The following is an 18,212-nucleotide window of genomic DNA, read 5'->3' as shown; positions in this document are numbered from 1 at the left end:
CTCCCTCGTCCACCAAGACGACCGACCTTAGCCCGCTGTTCCGGACCGGCGGAACCCGTTGGTCGCCAGGGGCGCAGCGCCACCTACGCCGCGGCCTGCGCGCGGAGGGCTCGTTGGCGGTTGATGATCTGGGCCGTCAGGACGACGAGTTGGCAGATCGGGGACGGGAAGCCGAGGACGAGGCCGGTGGTGACGTCGACCAGCACGGCGGCAACCGCCGCGGCGAAGACGCGGTTCGCGGCCGACGGGGGTTTCCGGGAAGTCGTCCACGGGGTGCGGCGCCAGGGCTTGGCGACCGACAGCCACGCCTGGAAGGCGATCGCTGAGGCCATCAGAGCCGTGCCGACCAGGAGCGCAGCGGTGGGAGCGTGGCCGGTGCGGGCCGCCGCTACCGAGTCCTGCAGTGCGTCGGAGAGGAGGAAGATCCCGGCGTAGAGCTGGATGAGGGTGATCGCGAACTTGACCAGCACCCACCAGTTGCGGAAGAAGCCCCACGCCGTGGCCGCCGCGAGCAGGAGGCCGGTGAACGCGGCGGCGTTGGCGAACGGGCCGAGCAGGCGCACGTCCACCACGTGCGCCATCGACGTCGCGGCGACGCGGGTGTCCGGGTCGGTGCTGGTGGCGCTCGTCGCCAGCAGGGTGAACAGCACCAGTGCGTGGGCCATCCAACCGACCGATGTGATCACGTGCAGCCACACGACGGCCTGCCGCCAGCGCTGCGAACTCGTTCTCGCCACGACGACGAGGGTGCTCCTCGCGCGGCCGCGGCGGCTTCAGTGCATTCCCGGGGAGGACCCCGATTTCGTCCCTGAGGGCGTCAGCGCTTCCAGAGCAGGACGACGGCCGCCAAGCCCGCCAGCACGGGGAGTGCTCCGAGGGTGCTGAACAGCGGCGGGATGACGGTGGTGTACGCGTCGCCGGAGAGCGACAGGTTGAGCAGGGCGGTCGAGGCGCCCAGGGCGAACAGCACCGCGCTGACCGGGCGCACCCAGCGGGCGTGCTTGCGGGCTCCGACGATCACCCACAGCCAGCCGGCGGTGCCGAGCACGCCGATGGCCGCCAGGTAGCCGGCGATCGCGGTGCGGTCGGCGTTGACCAGGTCGTCGGGCCAGGTCGGGTAGGCGTTGCGGACGTGGTCGCCGATGCTGTCCGCGGTGGCCACGTCGATCAGCGGCGCCGCGGCGGCGATCGCGGTGAGCGCCAGTCCGAGGTGCAGGGCGCGGGTGGCTGTGCGGGGTGCGGCGGGTGCGGGCATGGCTACTACTCCGTCATTCTTACATCGTAAGTTATGTGCCCACCGTAGACTTACGTCGTAAGAAGCGCAACGGAGGGGAGCGGTCATGCCCACCAGTCGCACCCGCGGCCAACGCGCCGGGTTGACCCGGCAGGACGTGCTCGGCGCAGCCCTGGCGCTGGTCGACCGCGAAGGGTTGAAGGTGCTGTCGATGCGGCGGCTGGGCGCGGAACTCGGCGTGGAGGCAATGACCCTCTACCACCACGTCGCCAACAAGGACGCCCTGCTGGACGGCCTGGTCGAGCAGCTGCTGGCCGAAGTCGCACCGCGGGGCAGCAGCGGTTCGTGGCAGGCAGACCTGCGCAACTACGCGCACGACCTGCGGGAGGCGCTGCTGGCGCACCCGAACACCATCCCGCTGGTGGCGTCGCGACCCGCGGTGACCGCGCGCAACCTGGACTTCGTGGAGGGTGTGCTGGGGACCTTGCACGACGCCGGGTTCCCACTGGAGGTCGGGTTGGACGTGCTGTTCTCGTTGGCCGGTTTCGTCCTCGGGCAGGTGGTCACCGCCACCGGGCCAGGTCACGCCGACGCCGCCGAGCAGGTCCGCAACCTGTCCGGTGTGGACCCGGCGGAGCACCCGCTGTTGACCGCGGCCGCGGCGCGGGCCAACCACCGGGCCGGGGCCCGGTCGCGCTTCGACTTCGCGCTGGAGGCGATGATCGCCGGGTTCGAGCAGGCCAGGGTCAGCGGGTGAGGGTGGCGATCCAGAGGTGGTCGCGGGCGCGGGTGCAGGCCACCAGGCGGTGGCGGTCCACCGCTTCCAGCTCGTCGCGGTGGCCGTGGGACTGCGGGCGCTCGTCGGGGAGGAAGACCGCGCGGAACTCCGTCCCCTTGGCGCGGTGGACGGTGCCGACGTGGATCGGGCCGGACGTGCGGCCGTTCCAGCGGTCCAGCGAGCGGACCGGGAAACCGGCTTCGCGCAGCACCCGGTCCCAGTGCTGCGCCGCGCCGTTGGTGCGGGTCAGCACCGCTGTGTCGGTGTCGTCGTCGAGTTCGCGCAGCGCCGCGACCAGCGCCGCTTCCTGGTCCTCGCCCGCCCAGTGCACCACGTGCCCGCCGCGCAGCACCGGCAGCGCCGTGCGCAGCGTGGTCGTCGGGCCGCCGTCGAGGTCGTCGAAGCGGTTGATCGCGTCGAGCTCCCCGGCGTGCTGGACGATCGCCGACCGGTTCCGGTAGTTGCGGCGCAGGACCTCGCCCCTGCCCTGCAACGAGATCCCGGCCTCGGACAGCCGCCACCCGCCCGGGTAGACCTGCTGCTGGCCGTCGCCGACGAGCAGCAGCTGGTCGGGGCCATCCCCGCTGATCGCGTGCACCAGGCGCAGCCCGATCAGCGTCAGGTCCTGCACCTCGTCGACCACCACCGCCGCGTACTGCCGGGGCAGCGGGTGGCGGTCGAGCTCGCACAGCGCGCGCTTCAGCACGTCGTTGTGGTCGAAGGCGTTGCGCTCGGACAGCTCGCGCTCGTACTCGCAGTAGAACTGCCAGACCCGGGCGCGCAGCTCCGACGGCAGCGGGCGGCCGCGGCCCTTGCGCGGCACGGTCCGGTAGGCCTCCAAGGCGCCGATCCCGCGCCCCTTGATCACCCGGTCGACCTCGTCCTTCCAGTAGCTGCGGGAAGCCCGGAACGCGCGCAGCGGTGCGGTCAGCTCCGCGCGCTGCCAGACCGCCTCGAAGGCCTGGTCGACCTGCTGCTCGTCCACGTCGGCGGCGCGTCCGCGCTGGTCCAGGAAGTCCCGCGCCCAGGCGTGCAGGTGGGTGAACTCGATGCGCTGCACCAGGTGCGGGGCCAGCGAGCGGAACTGCTCGGCGGCGATCAGCGGCAGGGTGCGCAGGTGCGTGGTGAACAGCAGCCTGCCCGGCTTGCGGCGGGCCAGGTAGGCCAGCCGGTGCAGGGCCAGCACGGTCTTGCCGGTGCCCGCCGGACCGGTGATCCGGGCCGGTCCCGAGTGGCTCCGCCGCACCGCGCCGAGTTGCGTGTCGTCCAGAAAGATTCGCCAGTCGCGGAACGGCCGCTCCAACGCCCGCTCCATCCGCTCCCGGCGCAGGTCGCGGACTTCGAACAGTCCGGCACCGCTGGTCCTGCCCGGCCCGCGCTGCTGCGGGATGTGCTGCGGGTGCCACCCGAGCGGGGTCAGGTCGAAGGTCCTGCTGGCCAGGTGGCGGGCGATGGTGCGCACTTCAGCCGGTTCCAGCAGCCGCTCGCCGTCCCGCAGCACGCGGTCCAGCTCGGCCTCGGTGATGGCCAGGTGCTCGCCGCTGTGCCCCGTGCGGCCGCGGTGGTCGGCCGGGTGCACCACCACCGCGCGGGCCACCGTCTCGGTCACCGCGCCCGCCTCGGTCGACGCCCCGGCCAGCAGCTCCGCGGTCCACACGAACGCCTTCCGGGTGTCCTCCCACCCCGGTGCGGCGTCGCGCAGCAGGACCACCAGCACGCCCTGCGGGCCGACCAGCACCGCGTCCGGGCGCTCGGCCGGGGTGCCCGGGGCGAACTGGTTGAGCAGCGCGTACCAGCCGTTGTCGTGCTCGACGGCGAAGCGCTGCAGCACCCGGTTGTGCCAGCTCGGCAGCAGCCGGTCCCGCAGCTCCGCCTCGGCCTCGCGGCGCAGTCGTTCCTGGCGGTGGTGGGAAGTCCCGGTCACGGTGCCTCCTGTCGCCGCTGGACAACCGTCACGCGCTCGACATCGACAGTAATGCGTTCGATGTCGATTTCGGGCCCGGTCGCGGCGCATCACCTGGATGTCGCAGGCCCTTTCGAGCGCGGCTGCCTCAGCGGCGGGGGAGGTGGAGCTCCTCGGCCACCAGGAGGTCCAATGTGGACATCGGTAGGGCGCCGTGGCGGAGGATGGCGTCGTGGAAGCGGCGGATGTCGAAGTCCGCGCCGAGGAGCCGCTGGGCGGTGGCCCGGACCCGGTCGATCTCCAACTTGCCCACCAGGTACGACAGCGCCTGCGCGGGCAGCGAGATGTAGCGGTCGACCTCGGACTCGACCTCCAGCCGCGGCAGCGTGGTGTGCTCGGCCAGCTGGTCCACCGCGCGCTGCCTGCTCCAACCGAACTCGTGCAGACCGGTGTCGACCACCAGCCGCGCGGCGCGCACCAGGTCCTGCGCGACCATGCCCATCCGGGCGACGTCGTCGGAGTACAGGCCCATCTCGTCGGCCAGCCGCTCGGTGTAGAGGCCCCAGCCCTCGGTGTAGGCGGTGATCGGGATCAACCGACGCAGCAGCGGCAACTCGGTGCGCAGCTGAGCCAGGCTGAACTGCAGGTGGTGCCCGGGCACGACCTCGTGGAACGCGATCGTCTCGGAGCTGTAGCGCGGGCGCTGCTCGGCGCGCTCGGTGTTGGCGAAGAAGACACCCGGCCGCGAGCCGTCCACGGCCGGGGCGGTGTAGACGCCGATCGGCGTGCTGTCCGTGGTCGGGCCCGGCAGCGCGCGGACCTCGCACGGCTGGCTGGGCAGCGTCGCGAACCACTGCGGCGCAACCAACTCCGCTCGGGCGACCGCCTCGCGCGCGGACGCCAGCAGCTCCTCGCCGTCCCGCCAGCGCAGCGCCGGGTCGGTGCGCAGCCGGTGCAGCACCGCGTCCGGGTCGCCCTCGCCCCAGACCCTCGCGCCCAGCTCGGCGAGCTCCTCCCGCAGTGCCGAGATCCGCTCCCGCCCGATCTCGTGCAGCTCCCGCGGGGTGTGGTCGGTGCAGGTGTTCGCGCTCACCAACCGGTGGTAGGTCTCGTGGCCGCCGGGGAGCCAGCACAGCCCGGGCTGCTGGACCGGGCGCGCGTGCGGCGCGACCTCGGTGGCGAGCACCTGCCGGTACTCGCGCAGCGCCGGGTGCACCAGCTCGGCCAGCACCCGCTTGCGCTCCTGCTCCAGCGCCGCGTCGGGCAGCTCCGGGATCAGCAGCGGGTCGGCGCCCGGAGCGGCCAAGTGGTCGTCGAGGTGGCGGATCGCGTCGTCGACCAGCGCCCGCACCGGCACCAGACCGGTCGCCACGCCCTCCCGGTGCCGCTGCGCGGCGGACGCGACGAACTCGGGGACCCGGCGCAGGCGGGACACGAAGTCCGCGCCCTGCCGGGCATCGTCGACCGAGACCTGCGCGAGGTGGAACAGCAGACCGGCCACCGGCGCGAACAGGGAACCGACCACCGTGTACTCCGGGGCCCGGGCGTCGAACTGGGCGACCAGCGCCTGCGCGTGGTGCACGACCGCCGCGACGGTCAACCGCTGCTCCAGGTCGGCGTGCGAGGTGTCCACCGCCATCGCGCGCACCCGGATGTCCTCCGCCCGCTCCCGGAACGCCAGCTCACCCGCGGCGGAGATGTCGGGCAGCTCGTCGTCCCGGTCGTGGACGCCGTACAGCGACGCGCTGACCGGGTCCGCCCGGAACATCACGGCCAGCAGTTCGTCTGCGAGTTCAGCAGGAGTGCTCACACCGCTCCATCCTGCCGCAGAACACCCACCCGCCGCTGCGCGCGGAAACCGGCGGTGCCGCCACCCGGACGACCCCGCGTGACCGAGCCGGTCGGCCGGGGACAATGGGGGTGTGGATCCACTGCACGACCCGGACGACGAGGCACTGCTCGACCCGCGGCAGGCCCGCGACCTCGCCGGGCTGGTCGAAACCGCGAGACTCGCATCCGCCGTCGTGCGCTACGGCATGCGCACCCAGGTCGGCGCCGCCACGGTGGTGCTCAACCAGGACAACCCGCTGCCCGCCGCCAACCACGCCTGCGCGCTGTGGGGCACCCTCGCCGAAGTCGCCGGAACCCTGCTGCAACTGGAACAGGTCTTCGCCGAAGCCGGGCGGTCGGAAGCGGTCGTGTTCGCCTCGCCGACCACCGTCGCCGAGATCGAAGGCATCGCCGACGACGCCGGGTGGCGCGCGGTCGAAGAACTGGTCGCGCTACTGCACCGCACCCGGCAGCACGTGCGCGGCTGGGCGCGACCGGCCGAGGACCGCGACCTGCCCGGGATCGTCGAGCTGATCGCCGACGACGCCGGGCTCTCCGCCGAAGGTGAGCGGCGGCTGCTGCGCAACCTGGGCCACCGGATCGACGAACCGCGCAGCGTGCTGCGCGTCGTGGACGACCAGGACGCCGACCGCATCGCGGGCTTCGTCCAGGGGTTCGTGGAACGCGGGGTTGGGCTGGTGGAGCAGGTGGTGGTGCGGCCCGGGCGGCGGCGCCGGGGCATCGGGGGCGAGCTGGTCGCGGATGTGGTGGAGGAGTTGCGGGAGCGGGGGGCCCTGCTGGTCGCCGCGCACAGCGAGGAAGGTGGGACCGCGGAGCGGTTCGGGGAGGCCTGCGGGTTCGAGGTGGTGTACGGGGTGACGGCGTATGGGCGGCGGGTGGACGACCTGCTTTAGGGGGTTTTCGGTTTTGCTGGGGGGCAGGGGGCTTTTTTGGTTTTTGTTGGGGTTGGTGGTGGTTTTGGTTTTTTGTGGGGAGCAGTGGTGGGTTTGGTGTTTTCTTTGGGAGTGGCGGTGAGTTTGGTTTCTTCCCGGGGTTGGTGGTGGCGAGTTGGGGGCGGCTTGGGGGATCCGTGGTGGTACTGGGGTGGGGCTGGTGAGGAGGGGTTTCGGTGCGTGCGGGGCTGGTGGGGTTCGAAGCGGTGGGTGGTTGGTTTGTGGTGTGCAGCAATTTCAATCGAAATTGCCGTCTTTTGGCGTGGGGGCTGCGGTGGGGGGTTGGGCAATTTCAATCGAAATTGCGTGAGGTTCGCCGCTGATCCTTAGGTTGTGGTGGGTGTTTGGGGGTGGTGCGGTGTTTTGGTGTGTGCGCTGCTGGTCTTTAGGTCTTGGTGTGGGGTTCGTTGCTGGGCCGGGGCTTCGTTGTTGGGTTTGGGCTGGTGGGGTGGGTTGGGAATAAAGGGTGGGGGGTTGGGGTTCGGGGTGCTGGTGAGGGCTTCGAGGTTGGGTTCGGGGCTTCTGGTTCGTTCGGTTGAGCAGGGAAGGGGTTGTCGTGTCTCGGGGCTCGGGTGCTGGGGGTGACGGGGTGGGGGCTCTGCCTCGGGAGATCTGGGTTCTCGTCATCGGGAGCTTCATCGTTGCCGTGGGCATGGGGATCGTCGCCCCCGCGCTGCCGACGTTCGCCACCAGCTTCGACGTCGGGGTGACCGCTGCTTCCTTCGTGATCAGCGCTTTCGCGCTGATGCGGTTGGCCTTCGCGCCGGTGAGCGGTCGGCTCGTGTCGTTGTTCGGGGAGCGGTCGATCTACGTCTGGGGCATCACCATCGTCGGGGTGAGCACCGCGGCCTGCGCGTTCGCCGGTTCCTACTGGCAGCTGCTGGTGTTCCGGGCCCTGGGTGGGACCGGCTCCACCATGTTCACCGTGTCCGCGGTGGCGCTGCTGATCCGCCTGTCGCCGCCGCACCTGCGTGGCCGGGCGTCCGGCGTGTGGGCGACGAGCTTCCTGCTGGGCAACGTCTCGGGGCCGATCATCGGCGGGCTCATGGTCGGGTACTCGCTGCGGCTGCCGTTCGTCACCTACGGCGTCGCGCTGTTCGTCGCCGCCTTCGTCGGGTGGCTGATGCTGCGCCGGTCGACGCTCGCCGCGCGGCAGGCCGACACCGGCACCACCCAGTCGCTGACGGTGCGCCAGGCGCTCCACCACCGCACCTACCGGGCCGCGCTGCTGTCCAACTTCAGCAACGGCTGGACCATCTTCGGCGTCCGGATCGCGCTGGTCCCGCTGTTCGTGGTCGAGGTCCTGCGCTCCACCCAGTCGATGGCGGGCGTGGCGCTGTCGGTGTTCGCCGTCGGCAACGCCGCCGTGCTGCTGGTGTCCGGCCGCATCGCCGACCAGCGCGGCCGCAAGCCGCTGGTGCTCATCGGCTTGGCGGTCTCCGGCCTGGCCACCGCGTCGCTGGGCTTCACCGACTCGGTCCCGTGGTTCCTCGCCGCCTCGCTGGTCGCGGGCATGGGCGCGGGCATCCTCAACCCCGCCCAGAACGCCGCGGTCGCCGACATCATCGGCACGCAGGGCAAGGGCGGTCCGGTGCTGGCGTCGTTCCAGATGTCGTCCGACCTCGGTGCGATCCTCGGCCCGCTGGTCGCCGGGGTGCTCGCCGACGTGATCTCCTACCAGGCCGCCTTCGCCGTCACCGGGCTCACCGCGGTGCTCGGCCTGCTGGCCTGGGCCGGAGCCCCGGAAACCCGCCCGGCCAGCAAGCCCGCCGCGCAGCCGGTCGAGGAAGCCGCCTGACGCTCGAGTCGCCGCCCGGCGCGACCGGCCGCAGTCTGGACCCGACGAGCAGGTGTTCGGCCCCCGGCCGCCGGGTACTCCGGCGTTGACGTCGTGATCCCCACGACGTGCCCGGTACGCCTGCCTGCCGAAGCGGGAGGACGCATGAGCACGACGACGGGAATCCCCGGCCACGAGCTGACCGAAGAACTCCTGCTGCGGGAACTGCGCCACCTGCACCGGACCCGCCACGAGACCTTCCTGCACGGCTCACCCGACGCGCTGCGCGAGCACACCGCGCGCACCTTCGAACTCGAACAGGAGTACCTGCGGCGCCACCCGGAACGCGAGGTCGACCCGCGCCGCACCCGGTCCGGAGCGAGGGGAGAGCCGCAGCATGCCTGAACCACGCATCGTGATCATCGGCGGTGGCCACGTCGGGATGACCCTGGCGCTGCGCCTGCGGCGCAAGCTGCGCGCCGGCGAAGCGCAGGTCACCGTGATCGACACCCAGCCGCACATGACCTACCAGCCGTTCCTGCCGGAGGCGGCGGCGGGCTCGCTGGAGCCCCGGCACGTGGTGGTGCCGCTGCGCGAGGCACTGCGCGGCTGCCAGGTGCTGACCGCCCAGGTCAACAGCATCAACAACGCCGAGCAGCAGCTGACCGCGACGCTGGGCGACGGCAAGGTCGAGCACGTCAGCTACGACATCCTGGTCGTGGTGCCCGGCTCGATCTCCCGCGCGCTGCCCATCCCGGGGCTGGCCGAGCACGGCGTCGGGTTCAAGACCATCGGCGAGGCGATCTACCTGCGCAACCACGTGCTGTCCAGGTTGGACATCGCGGCCAGCACCCACGACGAGGAGCTGCGGCGGCGGCTGCTGACGTTCGTGTTCGTCGGCGGCGGCTACGCGGGCATCGAGGCGATGGCCGAGCTGGAGAGCATGGCCCGCACCGCGATCCGCAGCTACCCGCCGATCGACCCGGGCGAGATGCGCTGGGTGCTCGTCGAGGCGATGGACCGGATCATGCCCGAGGTCAGCCCGCCGATGAGCGAGTACACCAAGCAGCGGTTGGAGGAGCGCGGCATCGAGGTCAAGCTGAACACCACGGCCAAGTCCTTCGCGGGCGGGCACGTGGTGCTCTCCGACGGCGACGAGTTCGACACCGACACTTTGGTGTGGACCGCGGGTGTCAAACCGCACCCGATGCTGGAGGAGAGCGACCTGCCGCGGGACACCAAGGGCCGCCTGGAGTGCACGGCGAAGCTGCAGGTCCGCGGCACGCACAACGTGTTCTCGGCCGGTGACTGCGCGGCGGTCCCGGACCTGACCAGCAGTGACCCGGACGCCCTGTGCAGCCCGTCGGCGCAGCACGCGGTGCGCCAGGCCAAGGTCCTGGCGGACAACATCGTGGCGCTGCTGCGCGGCGAGCCGCTGACCAACTACAAGCACCGCCACGCCGGATCGGTCGCCGGGCTGGGGCTGTTCCAGGGCGCGGCGGAGGTGTACGGGGTGAAGCTCAAGGGCTTCCCGGCCTGGCTGCTGCACCGCGTCTACCACCTGGCGAAGATGCCCACCGCGTCCCACAAGGCGCGCATCCTCGGCGACTGGTTGCTGGAGATGCCGTTCCGCCGCCAGGTGGTGGCCCTCGGCGAGCTGCACGACCCCCGCGCCGAGTTCGTCAAGGCGGCCAACACCCGCGGCCTGCCCGGCCCCAACGGCCGCGCGGCCGGGTGACGCTCACTCCAGCCCGGGGACCGGCACGACGCCGTGGTCCCAGCGCACCAGGCGCCTCGCCTTGCCGGTCTCCGAGCGCGGGATGTGGTCGGGTGGCAGCACCCGCACGACGCAGCCGAGGCCGAGCCGGGCGTGCAGCGCCGCCGCGAGGTCGTACTCAAGGGCTGCGGAGTCGCCGAGCGGGTCCCGCGGCTCGACGGCGATCCGCAGCTCGGGCCGCGACCGGTCCCGGCGGTCCTCGACGATCAGGTAGTGCGGCGCGACCCGGGTGTCGGCCAGCAGCACCGCCTCCACCTCCGACGGGAACACGTTGACCCCGCGGATGACCAGCATGTCGTCGGTGCGCCCGAGCACCCGGCTCATCCGCCGCAGCGTCCGCGCCGACCCGGCGGCGGGCCCGTGCAGCGCGGCGACGTCGCCGGTCCGGTAGCGCAGCAGCGGCGTGCCGGTCTTGGTGAGCGTGGTGAACACCAGCTCGCCGGGCTGCCCGTCCGCCAGCGGCTGCCCGTCCGGCCCGACCACCTCGGGGTAGAAGTGGTCCTCGGCGATGTTCAACAACCCGCCGGAGTCCAGCGACTCGCAGGCCACGCCGGGCCCGATGACCTCGGTGAGCCCGTAGATGTTGAGCGCCCGCAGCCCCAGCAGCCGCTCGACGGTCTGCCGCATCTCCTCGGTCCAGGGCTCCGCACCGAACACCCCGACCCGCAGCGACAGCTGCTCCGCGGTGATGCCGGTCGAGGCGAACGCCTCCCCGAGGTAGATGGCGTAGGACGGGGTGCAGCACAACACGTCCGGTCGCAGGTCGAGCAGCAGCCGGAGCTGCCGGTCGGTGGCGCCGCTGGACACCGGCAGCACGGTCGCCCCGAGCCGCGTGGCGCCGTGGTGCACCCCGAGCCCGCCGGTGAACATCCCGTACCCGTAGGCGCAGTGCACGAAGCTCTGCCGCGTCACACCGGCCCCGCCCAGTGCACGGGCCATCACCTGCGCCCAGACGTCCACGTCGTGCGCGGTGTAGGCGACCAGCGTCTGCCGCCCCAGCGTGCCCGACGACCCGTGCACGCAGACCACGTCCTCCGCAGGCGCGGAGCGCAAGCCGAACGGGTAGGAGTCCCAGAAGTCCTCCTTGTCGACCATCGGCAGCAGGTGCAGCTGGTCGAGCGAGACGTCCTTCCCCCGCTCCACCCCGCACGCCCGCAACCGCGCCCCCTGCAGCCCGCCCGCGCCCAGCAGCCGGTCGACCAACCGGCGCAGCCGCTGCTCCTGCATCCCGCGACGTCGCTCCGGGGCGGCACCCTCGACCTCGGGAGCCACCAGCGGAGTCCCTACCCCCTGTGCTGTCGCCACGACGTTCGGTGTACCAGCTGCAGGTCAGCGGGGGTAGATCCAACCAGGGGTACCCCCCTGAAAACGCCTCCGGAGGCCTGTTGTACTGTATTGGCACACGAGATGAGCGGGACGGAAAACCGGACCGGGCGCCTCGGAGAACAGAACAAGGGGCTGTGGCGCAGCTGGTAGCGCACTTGACTGGCAGTCAAGGGGTCACGGGTTCGAATCCCGTCAGCTCCACGCACGGAGCGGGCTGGTTGACAGATGTCAAACCAGCCCGCTCCTTCGTTGTGCGCGGGTCCGCCCGCCGGGGCTCCGGTCCCCGCGAGGCCCTGCGGGCGGCGGGAGAGCGCGCTCGCCACCACTGCCGCCGCTCGACCGGCGACTGGATCTTCGTGACCTGGTGCGTGATGGGTCCTCAGGTTGCTGGCTCACGTCGTCGGTGCGGATACCCCCCGGAATCCACGGCCGCGTTTTTTAATCCGAAGATCGTAATCATTGAGGTTGACAAGGTAACGGGTGCGATGCTCGACTGCGTACCGTCACCGGGGTTGGCGCGGACGTGTGATCAACTTCCCGAAAATCCTCGCCTGATCTGGTTCTCGTGGCGCGTGTGCTGACGTAATGTGTCGCTCCATGCACACCGGAAGTTCCATCGTGCCCTCCGGAGAAGGAGCTGGGTTGACGTCATTAAGAGAGCTCGCTAACTCGAATGACGGATTGTACGATGACTCCTCTGTCGCTCCGCCAGGCGTCTCCCCGGTCGCGGCGGACATCCTGGAATTCCTGAGGTGGTATTCGAGGGAGCGCATCGATTCCCCGCGAATGGATAACAGGCGTTCTTTCGATCCATCCATTGTTCCCGACTTCGCGGGCCACGGCCTCTGGGGCATTCAGGTCCCCAGGAAATACGGTGGCCTGGAGTTGAACTACCGGGACACGTTCCGGATCATGGAACAACTCGGGTCAATTGACTGCAACCTGTTCGTGCTGACCGCGGTGCACAACATGGTCGGCATCCCGCCGATCCAGCACCACGCCACGGAGGAGGTCAGGTCCCGTCTCCTGCCGATCCTGGCGCGCGGCCAGAGCTTGACGACGAGCGCGGCCTCGGAACCCGGCATGGGTTCCGACCTGCGGGGCATGACCACCCTGGCGGTGCGGCAGGCCGACGGCAGCTACGTCCTGAACGGGATGAAGCGGTGGATCAGCCTCGGCGGGTCGTCGCGCTACCTGAACGTCTTCGCCCGGCTCTTCGGCGAGGACGGCACGCCGGAGGGCTTCACCGGCTTCACCATCGACAGCCACACGCCCGGCTTCGCGGTCGGGCCCGAGGTGCGGACCCTGGGGCTGCGGGCCGTTCCGCAGGTCACCCTGATGTTCGACGACATGCGGGTCCCGGCGGAGTGGCGGCTCGGCGCCGAGGGTGACGGGCTGGTCGCCGCGAACTCGGCGTTCATGCTGTCGCGGCTGGTCATCGGTGCGGGCAGCCTCGGCGCGATGAAGCGGTCGCTGGAGATCGCCACGCGCTACGCGCGCAAGCGGCCGGTGGCCACCGGCATGCTGGTCGACAACGGCCGGACCCAACAGGTCCTCACCGAGGCCGCGGCCGCGACGCTGGCCGTGGAGCTGCTGCTGAACCACATCACCACGATGCTCGACCAGGGCCAGCAGCCGCACGAGCTGCTGTACTTCGTCACGAAGATCATGGCTTCGGAGGAGATGTTCACGGTCGTGGACCGGGCCGTGCAGATGCTGGGCGGCCGGGGCTTCCTGGAGACCAACATCGTCGGCCAGTTCTACCGCGACTACCGGTTGATGCGAATCTTCGAGGGCGCGACCGAGGCCGTCACCCTCTACACGGGGCTGAAGGTCACCCGGTCCCCGAACACCTTCCAGGACCTCCTCGCGGCCATCCCCGGCGTCTCGCGGGAGGTCGTTTCCCTCATCTCCGAGGCCGAGGAGTACGTGGCCCGCCGCGGCGCCACCGAGCAGGCCGAGCAGATCCGGTACAACGTGCTCGGCGACCTGCTGTGCTGGTCCGTCCTGGCCGCGTTGACCAGTGCGGAGGCGTTCCGCTCCGAGCTGCACGGCTTCACCGCCGAGTGGTGCGCGCACCGGCTGCGCCGCAGGCTCATGGACGCGCGCCGCGACATGGGACTGGACCTGCCGAGCAAGGAAGCGTTGCTGCAGCACATCGCGGGCTACGAGTCGGACATCGGCGACACCGACCAGCGCCGCCCCGGCGAGGAGCACATCCTCGACCCGCTGCTGCACCGACCCGCCAGGTGACGGGCGCGGCGCGCGTGGGCTGCACCCCGGACAGCTCACGCGCGCCGCACCGCACCGGCTGGCTTCAGCGCTGCGCTTCGCCCCGCTGCCCGCGCTGCTGGATGTTCTCCATCACGCGGTTCGCAAAGTCCTTGATCAGCGGGACGTCCCACTTGCGCTGCTCGGTGTCCACCACGCACACCGTGCCCAGCGCGGTGCCGTCGCGGTCCCGCAGGGCCATCCCGAGGTAGCTCTCCACCGCCATGCTCTCGACGAGCACGTTGCCGACGAAGAACCTCGGGTGGTCGGCGACGTTCTCCAGCGGGAACGCGACCTCGCGCTTCATGGTGTGCGGGCACCACCCAGCGCTCTTCGGCATCTTGGTGAGCGCCGAGGGGTCGCCCTCCTTCATGTGGATCCCGACGAAGTTCTGGTACTCCTCGTCGAAGAGGTTCACGACCGCGGCCTGGGCGCCGAACGCCTGCACCATGTCCTGGGCGTAGGCGTTGAGGTCCTGGTCGCGTTCGACCCCCAACAACCCGTACTCGTCGAGACGGGCCGCCCGTGCCTTGGCGATCTCGTCGGGGTCGGTGGGTTCCAACCTGCCCTGGGGTTCGTCCATGCTCAAATCCATCCCTTTCGGACTGGGTAGCAGGCCGTCACGGCCTGGCCACCCTCCGCCTGACCTGGTGGCCTACTCTTCCAGACGTCCGATCGTGGTGTTGTGGTCGGCCAGTCGCTGACCGCGGTGCGCGCGGGGGCTGGTCGTCGGTCCTGGACGCGACGGGACCCGGCTCCAGCGCACCTGCCGCCGGATCGCCTGCACCGCGACCGCCTCGGCGACGTGGTGCGCCGCCGCTCGACCCCGGGCCAGCCTCGTGGGGTCGCTCCCCGGGGTCCGATCGTCGGTCATGCCGATCAGTATGCGCCCCGGCCCCCGCCGACCCGGTACCTGCCGTCAAGCCTTCCACTGGCCGGTGCGGATCCGCCGGACGTCGTGGAACCCGCCGCCCGGCACCAGGACCGATCGCGCGCGAGCGGCGAAGCACCGTGGAGTTGCGCGGGTTCCTGTCGTCGCGGCGGTGTTCACCGGAGCTCGGCGGGTCCCCGGGGTGCGCCGCGAGGAGGTCGCCCACCTCGCCGGGATCAGCGCGGAGCACTGCACGCGGGTGGAGCGCGGGGAGGTCGCCGGGGTCTTCGAGGAGGTTCCTCGACTCGATGTCCCGGGCGCTGCCGCTGGACGACGTCGAACGAGACCACCTGCACCCCTGGGCACGGGGGTGGTGGCCCCGGGTTTCGGCCGGGGCCACCACGCTCCTCGGGGTGCTACTGGGCGGTGATCCCGCCGTCGATGGCCAGGGCCGCACCGGTGATGAACTTCGACTCGTCGCTGAGCAGGAACGCCGTGAACGCCGCGATCTCCGCTGGCTGCGAGATGCGCTTGACCGGCAGCATGTCCTCCACCTGCGCCCGGCCCTCCGGGGTCGCGCCCATGGTCTGGGCGAACAGCGGGGTGTCCACGCCGCCGGTGACCAGTGCGTTCACCCGCAGGCCCTGGGCGGCGCCTTCGAGGGCGGCGGCGCGGGTCAGCCCGACCACGCCGTGCTTGGCCGCCACGTACGGGGAGACCGTGCCGAAGCCGGTGACGCCGAGGTTGGAGGCGTTGTTGACGATCGCGCCGCCCCCGGCCGCCAGTATCGCCGGGACCTGGTACTTCAGGCCGTAGAAGACGCTGGTCAGGTTGACGTCGATGTCGGCGTGCCAGCTGGCCGCGTCGATGTCCTGCACCGGTCCGAACGCGTTCATCCCACCGACGTTGTTGAACGCGCCGTCCAACCGGCCGAACTCGGTGACCGCCGCGTCGACCACGCGGGCCACGTCGTCCTCGACGGTGACGTCGGCCGGCACGAACAGCGCCCGGCCGCCTGCTGAGCGGAGGTCCTCCGCGACCTGCTCACCCAGGTCCTTCCGGCGCGCGGCGAGGACCACGGCGGCGCCCTCGGCGGTCAACCGCTCGGCGACCGCCTTGCCCATCCCCGAGTTTCCGCCGGTCACCACGATGACCTTCGACTGCAGACGTGAGTTCACTGCTCTTCCTCCTGATCGGACGTGTCGAGCACACGACACGTGTCGTTTCCTCTCGGCATCCTGCAGTAGGCGGGTGCACTTCGTCAACACGGCACGTGTCGTGTCTTTGATAGGGTGGCTCCCATGGTCAACCCGCCGAACGAGCAGCGTCGAAACGAGAAGAGCCGGCGGGCGATCCTGGACGCCGCGCTGGAGCTGTGCACCGAGAAGGGCTACCCAGCGGTGACGGTCGAGGGAATCGCCGCTCGCGCCGGGGTGAGCAAGAAGACGATCTACCGGTGGTGGCAGTCCAAGGGGGCCGTGATCCTGGAAGCGGTGGTCGACGCCGCCGACGCCAGCACGGACTTCCCCGACACCGGGGACATCGCGGCTGACCTGCACGCCCAGCTGTCCCAGGTGGTCCGGCTCTTCGACGACCCGCGCAGCGGTCGCCCGCTGCGGGCCCTGCTGCTGATCGAGAGCCACCAGGACCCGGGCCTGGCCGGGCAGATCCGCGAACTCCTGGTGGATTCCCGCATCGAGCGGTTCAACCAGCGGATGCGCCGGGCCCAGCAGGAGGGGCAGGTCGTCGCCGACGTCGACCTCGACGTGGTGCTGGACCAGTTCTACGGGCCGATCTACCACCGGCTGGTGCTCAACATGGACCTGCCGGACGACGACTACCTCGGCAAGATCGTCAGCTACGTGCTGGCGGGCATCACGCGGCCCTGATCACCCTCCGCGCCCGGGGACTGGTCCACTCGGGGGAGCGCGCGTTGCGGCAGTTGCTCGTCGGGGGTGGGCGTTGTGCGTAACCCGCGCAGCGCTCCCTGTTGGTTCGGTCCCCGGCGTGTCACGATCTCCGCCGAAATCCCGGGTTTCCGGTTCACCCGGTGTGTTCAGGGAGGTTGACCGAATGCTGGAGTTACGTGGGCGGCGGTTCCGCAGGCCGCTCGTGCTCGGCGTGGCCACCGCGGTGGCGGGACTCGCGTTGGCGGTGCCGTCCGCCGGGGCCCGGCCACCGGGCGACGACGTGCAGCACAGCGACAACGTCCGGCCGGTGGCCAACGTGCCAAGGCAGGGCCCGCTCGCCGAGTCGACCCACACCGACCTCGCGTTCTTCCAGGACTACGCGATCCAGGGCGCCTACGACGGCTTCACCATCTACGACATCTCCAACCCGCGGAACCCGAAGACGGTTTCCCAGACCCACTGCCCGGGCGGGCAGGGCGACGTGTCGGTGAGCCCGGACGGCAACCTGCTGTTCCTGTCGGTGGACTACGCGCGCACCAACGACACCTGCCAGAGCGAGGAGGGCTCCTACGAGGACCCCAACGCCTGGGAGGGCGTGCGGATCTTCGACATCAGCGACCGGGCGAACCCGCGCTACGTCAAGGGCATCAAGACCTCCTGCGGTTCGCACACCAACACCATGGTGCCGGGCAAGAACCCCGGTGAGGTGTTCATCTACGTGTCGTCCTACAACCCGGACCCGGCGTTCCCGAACTGCCAGCCGCCGCACGACTCCATCTCCATCATCGGGGTGCCCGCGGGCGACCCGGCTGGCGCGGAGGTGGTCGCCGAACCGGTGCTGTTCCCGGACGGCGGCGCGGCGGGAACCGCGGGCTGCCACGACATCACGGTGTACCCGGACCTGGACCTGGCCGGTGGCGCCTGCATGGGTGACGGGGTGCTGATGGACATCTCCGACCCGGTGGCCCCGCAGGTCGTCGCCACCGTGCAGGACCCGAACTTCGCGTTCTACCACTCGGCGACGTTCACCAACGACGGCAAGAGCGTGCTGTTCACCGACGAGCTGGGTGGCGGCGGCGCGCCGACCTGCAACGACGAGGTCGGGCCGACGCACGGCGCGAACGCGGTCTACAACATCACCGCCGACCGCGGGCTGGAGTTCCAGAGCTACTACAAGATTCCGCGCAACCAGGCCGACACCGAGAACTGCGTGGCGCACAACGGGAACCTGATCCCGATTCCGGGCCGCAACGTCTACGTGCAGTCCTGGTACCAGGGCGGGGTGTCGTTCTTCGACTTCAGCGACACCACGGCACCGGCCGAGATCGGCTACTTCGACCGCGGCCCGGTGGACGAGAACACCCTGGTCATGGGTGGTTCCTGGTCGGCGTACTACTACAACGGCTACGTCTACTCCAGCGACATCACGCGCGGCTTGGACGTCATGGAGGTGACCGGCCCGGGCATGGACGAGGCCGCGAAGGTCCAGCTCGACATCCTCAACCCGCAGACGCAGTACGCGTACCCCGAATGATCCGCCTGTCGCCGGGCCTCCGGGCCCGGCGCCCGGCCGTTCGGAAGG

General features: G+C 70.8%; 16 protein-coding genes and 1 tRNA gene. 9 read left to right on the top strand and 8 right to left on the bottom strand.

The features are described from left to right. Positions 1–83 precede the first annotated feature (83 nt). On the bottom strand, positions 84–737 hold the full coding sequence (locus ABT324_RS05425) for a hypothetical protein (protein WP_351172038.1): 654 nt from the start codon (positions 735–737) through the stop codon (positions 84–86). 80 nt (positions 738–817) lie between these two features. Further along, positions 818–1,255, bottom strand: coding sequence for a hypothetical protein (locus tag ABT324_RS05420; RefSeq protein WP_351172035.1), 438 nt, complete (start codon positions 1,253–1,255; stop codon positions 818–820). A gap of 85 nt (positions 1,256–1,340) precedes the next feature. Here ABT324_RS05420 and ABT324_RS05415 point away from each other — a divergent pair, with 85 nt between their 5' ends. After that, a complete protein-coding gene (locus ABT324_RS05415) occupies positions 1,341–1,991 on the top strand; it encodes a TetR/AcrR family transcriptional regulator C-terminal domain-containing protein (protein WP_351172032.1) in 651 nt (216 codons plus the stop codon). On the opposite strand, the gene ABT324_RS05410 is transcribed toward ABT324_RS05415, so the two are convergent. Together ABT324_RS05410 and ABT324_RS05405 are read right to left on the bottom strand one after the other, a co-directional pair. After that, positions 1,981–3,936 carry a UvrD-helicase domain-containing protein gene (locus ABT324_RS05410; RefSeq protein ID WP_351172029.1) on the bottom strand — a complete coding sequence of 652 codons (1,956 nt, stop codon included), beginning with the start codon at positions 3,934–3,936 and terminating at the stop codon, positions 1,981–1,983. The two genes, ABT324_RS05415 and ABT324_RS05410, sit on opposite strands and share 11 nt — an antisense overlap. Positions 3,937–4,063: 127 nt before the next feature. Then, positions 4,064–5,725 carry a DUF885 domain-containing protein gene (locus ABT324_RS05405; protein WP_351172027.1) on the bottom strand — a complete coding sequence of 554 codons (1,662 nt, stop codon included), beginning with the start codon at positions 5,723–5,725 and terminating at the stop codon, positions 4,064–4,066. Between the two features lie 112 nt (positions 5,726–5,837). Between ABT324_RS05405 and ABT324_RS05400 the strand changes: the two genes are divergently transcribed. The 4 genes from ABT324_RS05400 (at position 5,838) to ABT324_RS05385 (ending at position 10,213) form a co-directional block, all read left to right on the top strand. Then, on the top strand, positions 5,838–6,659 hold the full coding sequence (locus ABT324_RS05400) for a GNAT family N-acetyltransferase (RefSeq protein ID WP_351172024.1): 822 nt from the start codon (positions 5,838–5,840) through the stop codon (positions 6,657–6,659). A gap of 691 nt (positions 6,660–7,350) precedes the next feature. Continuing rightward, positions 7,351–8,496, top strand: a complete 1,146-nt coding sequence (locus ABT324_RS05395; RefSeq protein WP_351172021.1) for an MFS transporter — start codon at positions 7,351–7,353, stop codon at positions 8,494–8,496. 144 nt (positions 8,497–8,640) lie between these two features. Continuing rightward, positions 8,641–8,880, top strand: coding sequence for a DUF6158 family protein (locus tag ABT324_RS05390; protein WP_351172018.1), 240 nt, complete (start codon positions 8,641–8,643; stop codon positions 8,878–8,880). Continuing rightward, positions 8,873–10,213 (top strand): NAD(P)/FAD-dependent oxidoreductase, encoded by a 1,341-nt coding sequence (locus ABT324_RS05385; protein ID WP_351172015.1) that lies wholly within the window; start codon positions 8,873–8,875, stop codon positions 10,211–10,213. Before ABT324_RS05390 ends, ABT324_RS05385 begins: the two co-directional genes overlap by 8 nt. Before the next feature lie 3 nt (positions 10,214–10,216). Here the strand turns inward: ABT324_RS05385 and ABT324_RS05380 are convergent, their stop codons facing one another. Continuing rightward, a complete protein-coding gene (locus ABT324_RS05380) occupies positions 10,217–11,524 on the bottom strand; it encodes a phenylacetate--CoA ligase family protein (RefSeq protein ID WP_351172012.1) in 1,308 nt (435 codons plus the stop codon). Between the two features lie 182 nt (positions 11,525–11,706). Here ABT324_RS05380 and ABT324_RS05375 point away from each other — a divergent pair. Together ABT324_RS05375 and ABT324_RS05370 are read left to right on the top strand one after the other, a co-directional pair. Continuing rightward, a tRNA-Ala gene (locus tag ABT324_RS05375) sits at positions 11,707–11,779 on the top strand. Between the two features lie 585 nt (positions 11,780–12,364). Continuing rightward, the gene (locus ABT324_RS05370; RefSeq protein ID WP_351172010.1) at positions 12,365–13,831 is read left to right on the top strand and encodes an acyl-CoA dehydrogenase family protein; all 1,467 of its coding nucleotides are present in this window, start codon (positions 12,365–12,367) and stop codon (positions 13,829–13,831) included. A 64-nt stretch (positions 13,832–13,895) separates the two neighbouring features. Here the strand turns inward: ABT324_RS05370 and ABT324_RS05365 are convergent, their stop codons facing one another. The 3 genes from ABT324_RS05365 to ABT324_RS05355 all read right to left on the bottom strand — a co-directional run bounded on the left by ABT324_RS05365 (position 13,896) and on the right by ABT324_RS05355 (position 15,898). After that, on the bottom strand, positions 13,896–14,432 hold the full coding sequence (locus ABT324_RS05365; RefSeq protein WP_351172007.1) for a GAF domain-containing protein: 537 nt from the start codon (positions 14,430–14,432) through the stop codon (positions 13,896–13,898). Positions 14,433–14,504: 72 nt separating this feature from the next. After that, positions 14,505–14,723: a hypothetical protein gene (locus tag ABT324_RS05360; RefSeq protein WP_351172004.1), complete on the bottom strand. Its 219-nt coding sequence runs from the start codon at positions 14,721–14,723 to the stop codon at positions 14,505–14,507. A gap of 413 nt (positions 14,724–15,136) precedes the next feature. Next, entirely contained in the window at positions 15,137–15,898 is a 762-nt protein-coding gene (locus tag ABT324_RS05355) for an SDR family NAD(P)-dependent oxidoreductase (RefSeq protein ID WP_351172001.1), read from the bottom strand. Positions 15,899–16,021: 123 nt separating this feature from the next. On the opposite strand from ABT324_RS05355, the gene ABT324_RS05350 reads away from it, so the two are divergent. Both ABT324_RS05350 and ABT324_RS05345 read left to right on the top strand, forming a co-directional pair. Continuing rightward, complete coding sequence (locus tag ABT324_RS05350) at positions 16,022–16,609, top strand: TetR/AcrR family transcriptional regulator (protein WP_351171998.1); 588 nt, start codon at positions 16,022–16,024, stop codon at positions 16,607–16,609. Between the two features lie 184 nt (positions 16,610–16,793). Then, positions 16,794–18,164 carry an LVIVD repeat-containing protein gene (locus tag ABT324_RS05345; protein WP_351171996.1) on the top strand — a complete coding sequence of 457 codons (1,371 nt, stop codon included), beginning with the start codon at positions 16,794–16,796 and terminating at the stop codon, positions 18,162–18,164. The last annotated feature ends 48 nt before the right edge of the window (positions 18,165–18,212 follow it).

It is taken from the genome of Saccharopolyspora sp. NPDC000359 (assembly GCF_040300525.1).
GTDB lineage: Bacteria > Actinomycetota > Actinomycetes > Mycobacteriales > Pseudonocardiaceae > Saccharopolyspora.
Note: the sequence above shows the minus strand (reverse complement) of the source record. Positions and strands in the feature narration are given on the sequence as shown.

Coding starts and splice junctions, on each gene's coding strand:
- ABT324_RS05395 (WP_351172021.1), top strand. CDS start 7,351: ATGGGGATCGTCGCCCCCGCGCTGCCGACGTTCGCCACCAGCTTCGAC.
- ABT324_RS05420 (WP_351172035.1), bottom strand. CDS start 1,255: ATGCCCGCACCCGCCGCACCCCGCACAGCCACCCGCGCCCTGCACCTC.
- ABT324_RS05360 (WP_351172004.1), bottom strand. CDS start 14,723: ATGACCGACGATCGGACCCCGGGGAGCGACCCCACGAGGCTGGCCCGG.
- ABT324_RS05350 (WP_351171998.1), top strand. CDS start 16,022: ATGGTCAACCCGCCGAACGAGCAGCGTCGAAACGAGAAGAGCCGGCGG.
- ABT324_RS05390 (WP_351172018.1), top strand. CDS start 8,641: ATGAGCACGACGACGGGAATCCCCGGCCACGAGCTGACCGAAGAACTC.
- ABT324_RS05415 (WP_351172032.1), top strand. CDS start 1,341: ATGCCCACCAGTCGCACCCGCGGCCAACGCGCCGGGTTGACCCGGCAG.
- ABT324_RS05370 (WP_351172010.1), top strand. CDS start 12,365: ATGGATAACAGGCGTTCTTTCGATCCATCCATTGTTCCCGACTTCGCG.
- ABT324_RS05345 (WP_351171996.1), top strand. CDS start 16,794: ATGCTGGAGTTACGTGGGCGGCGGTTCCGCAGGCCGCTCGTGCTCGGC.
- ABT324_RS05365 (WP_351172007.1), bottom strand. CDS start 14,432: ATGGACGAACCCCAGGGCAGGTTGGAACCCACCGACCCCGACGAGATC.
- ABT324_RS05385 (WP_351172015.1), top strand. CDS start 8,873: ATGCCTGAACCACGCATCGTGATCATCGGCGGTGGCCACGTCGGGATG.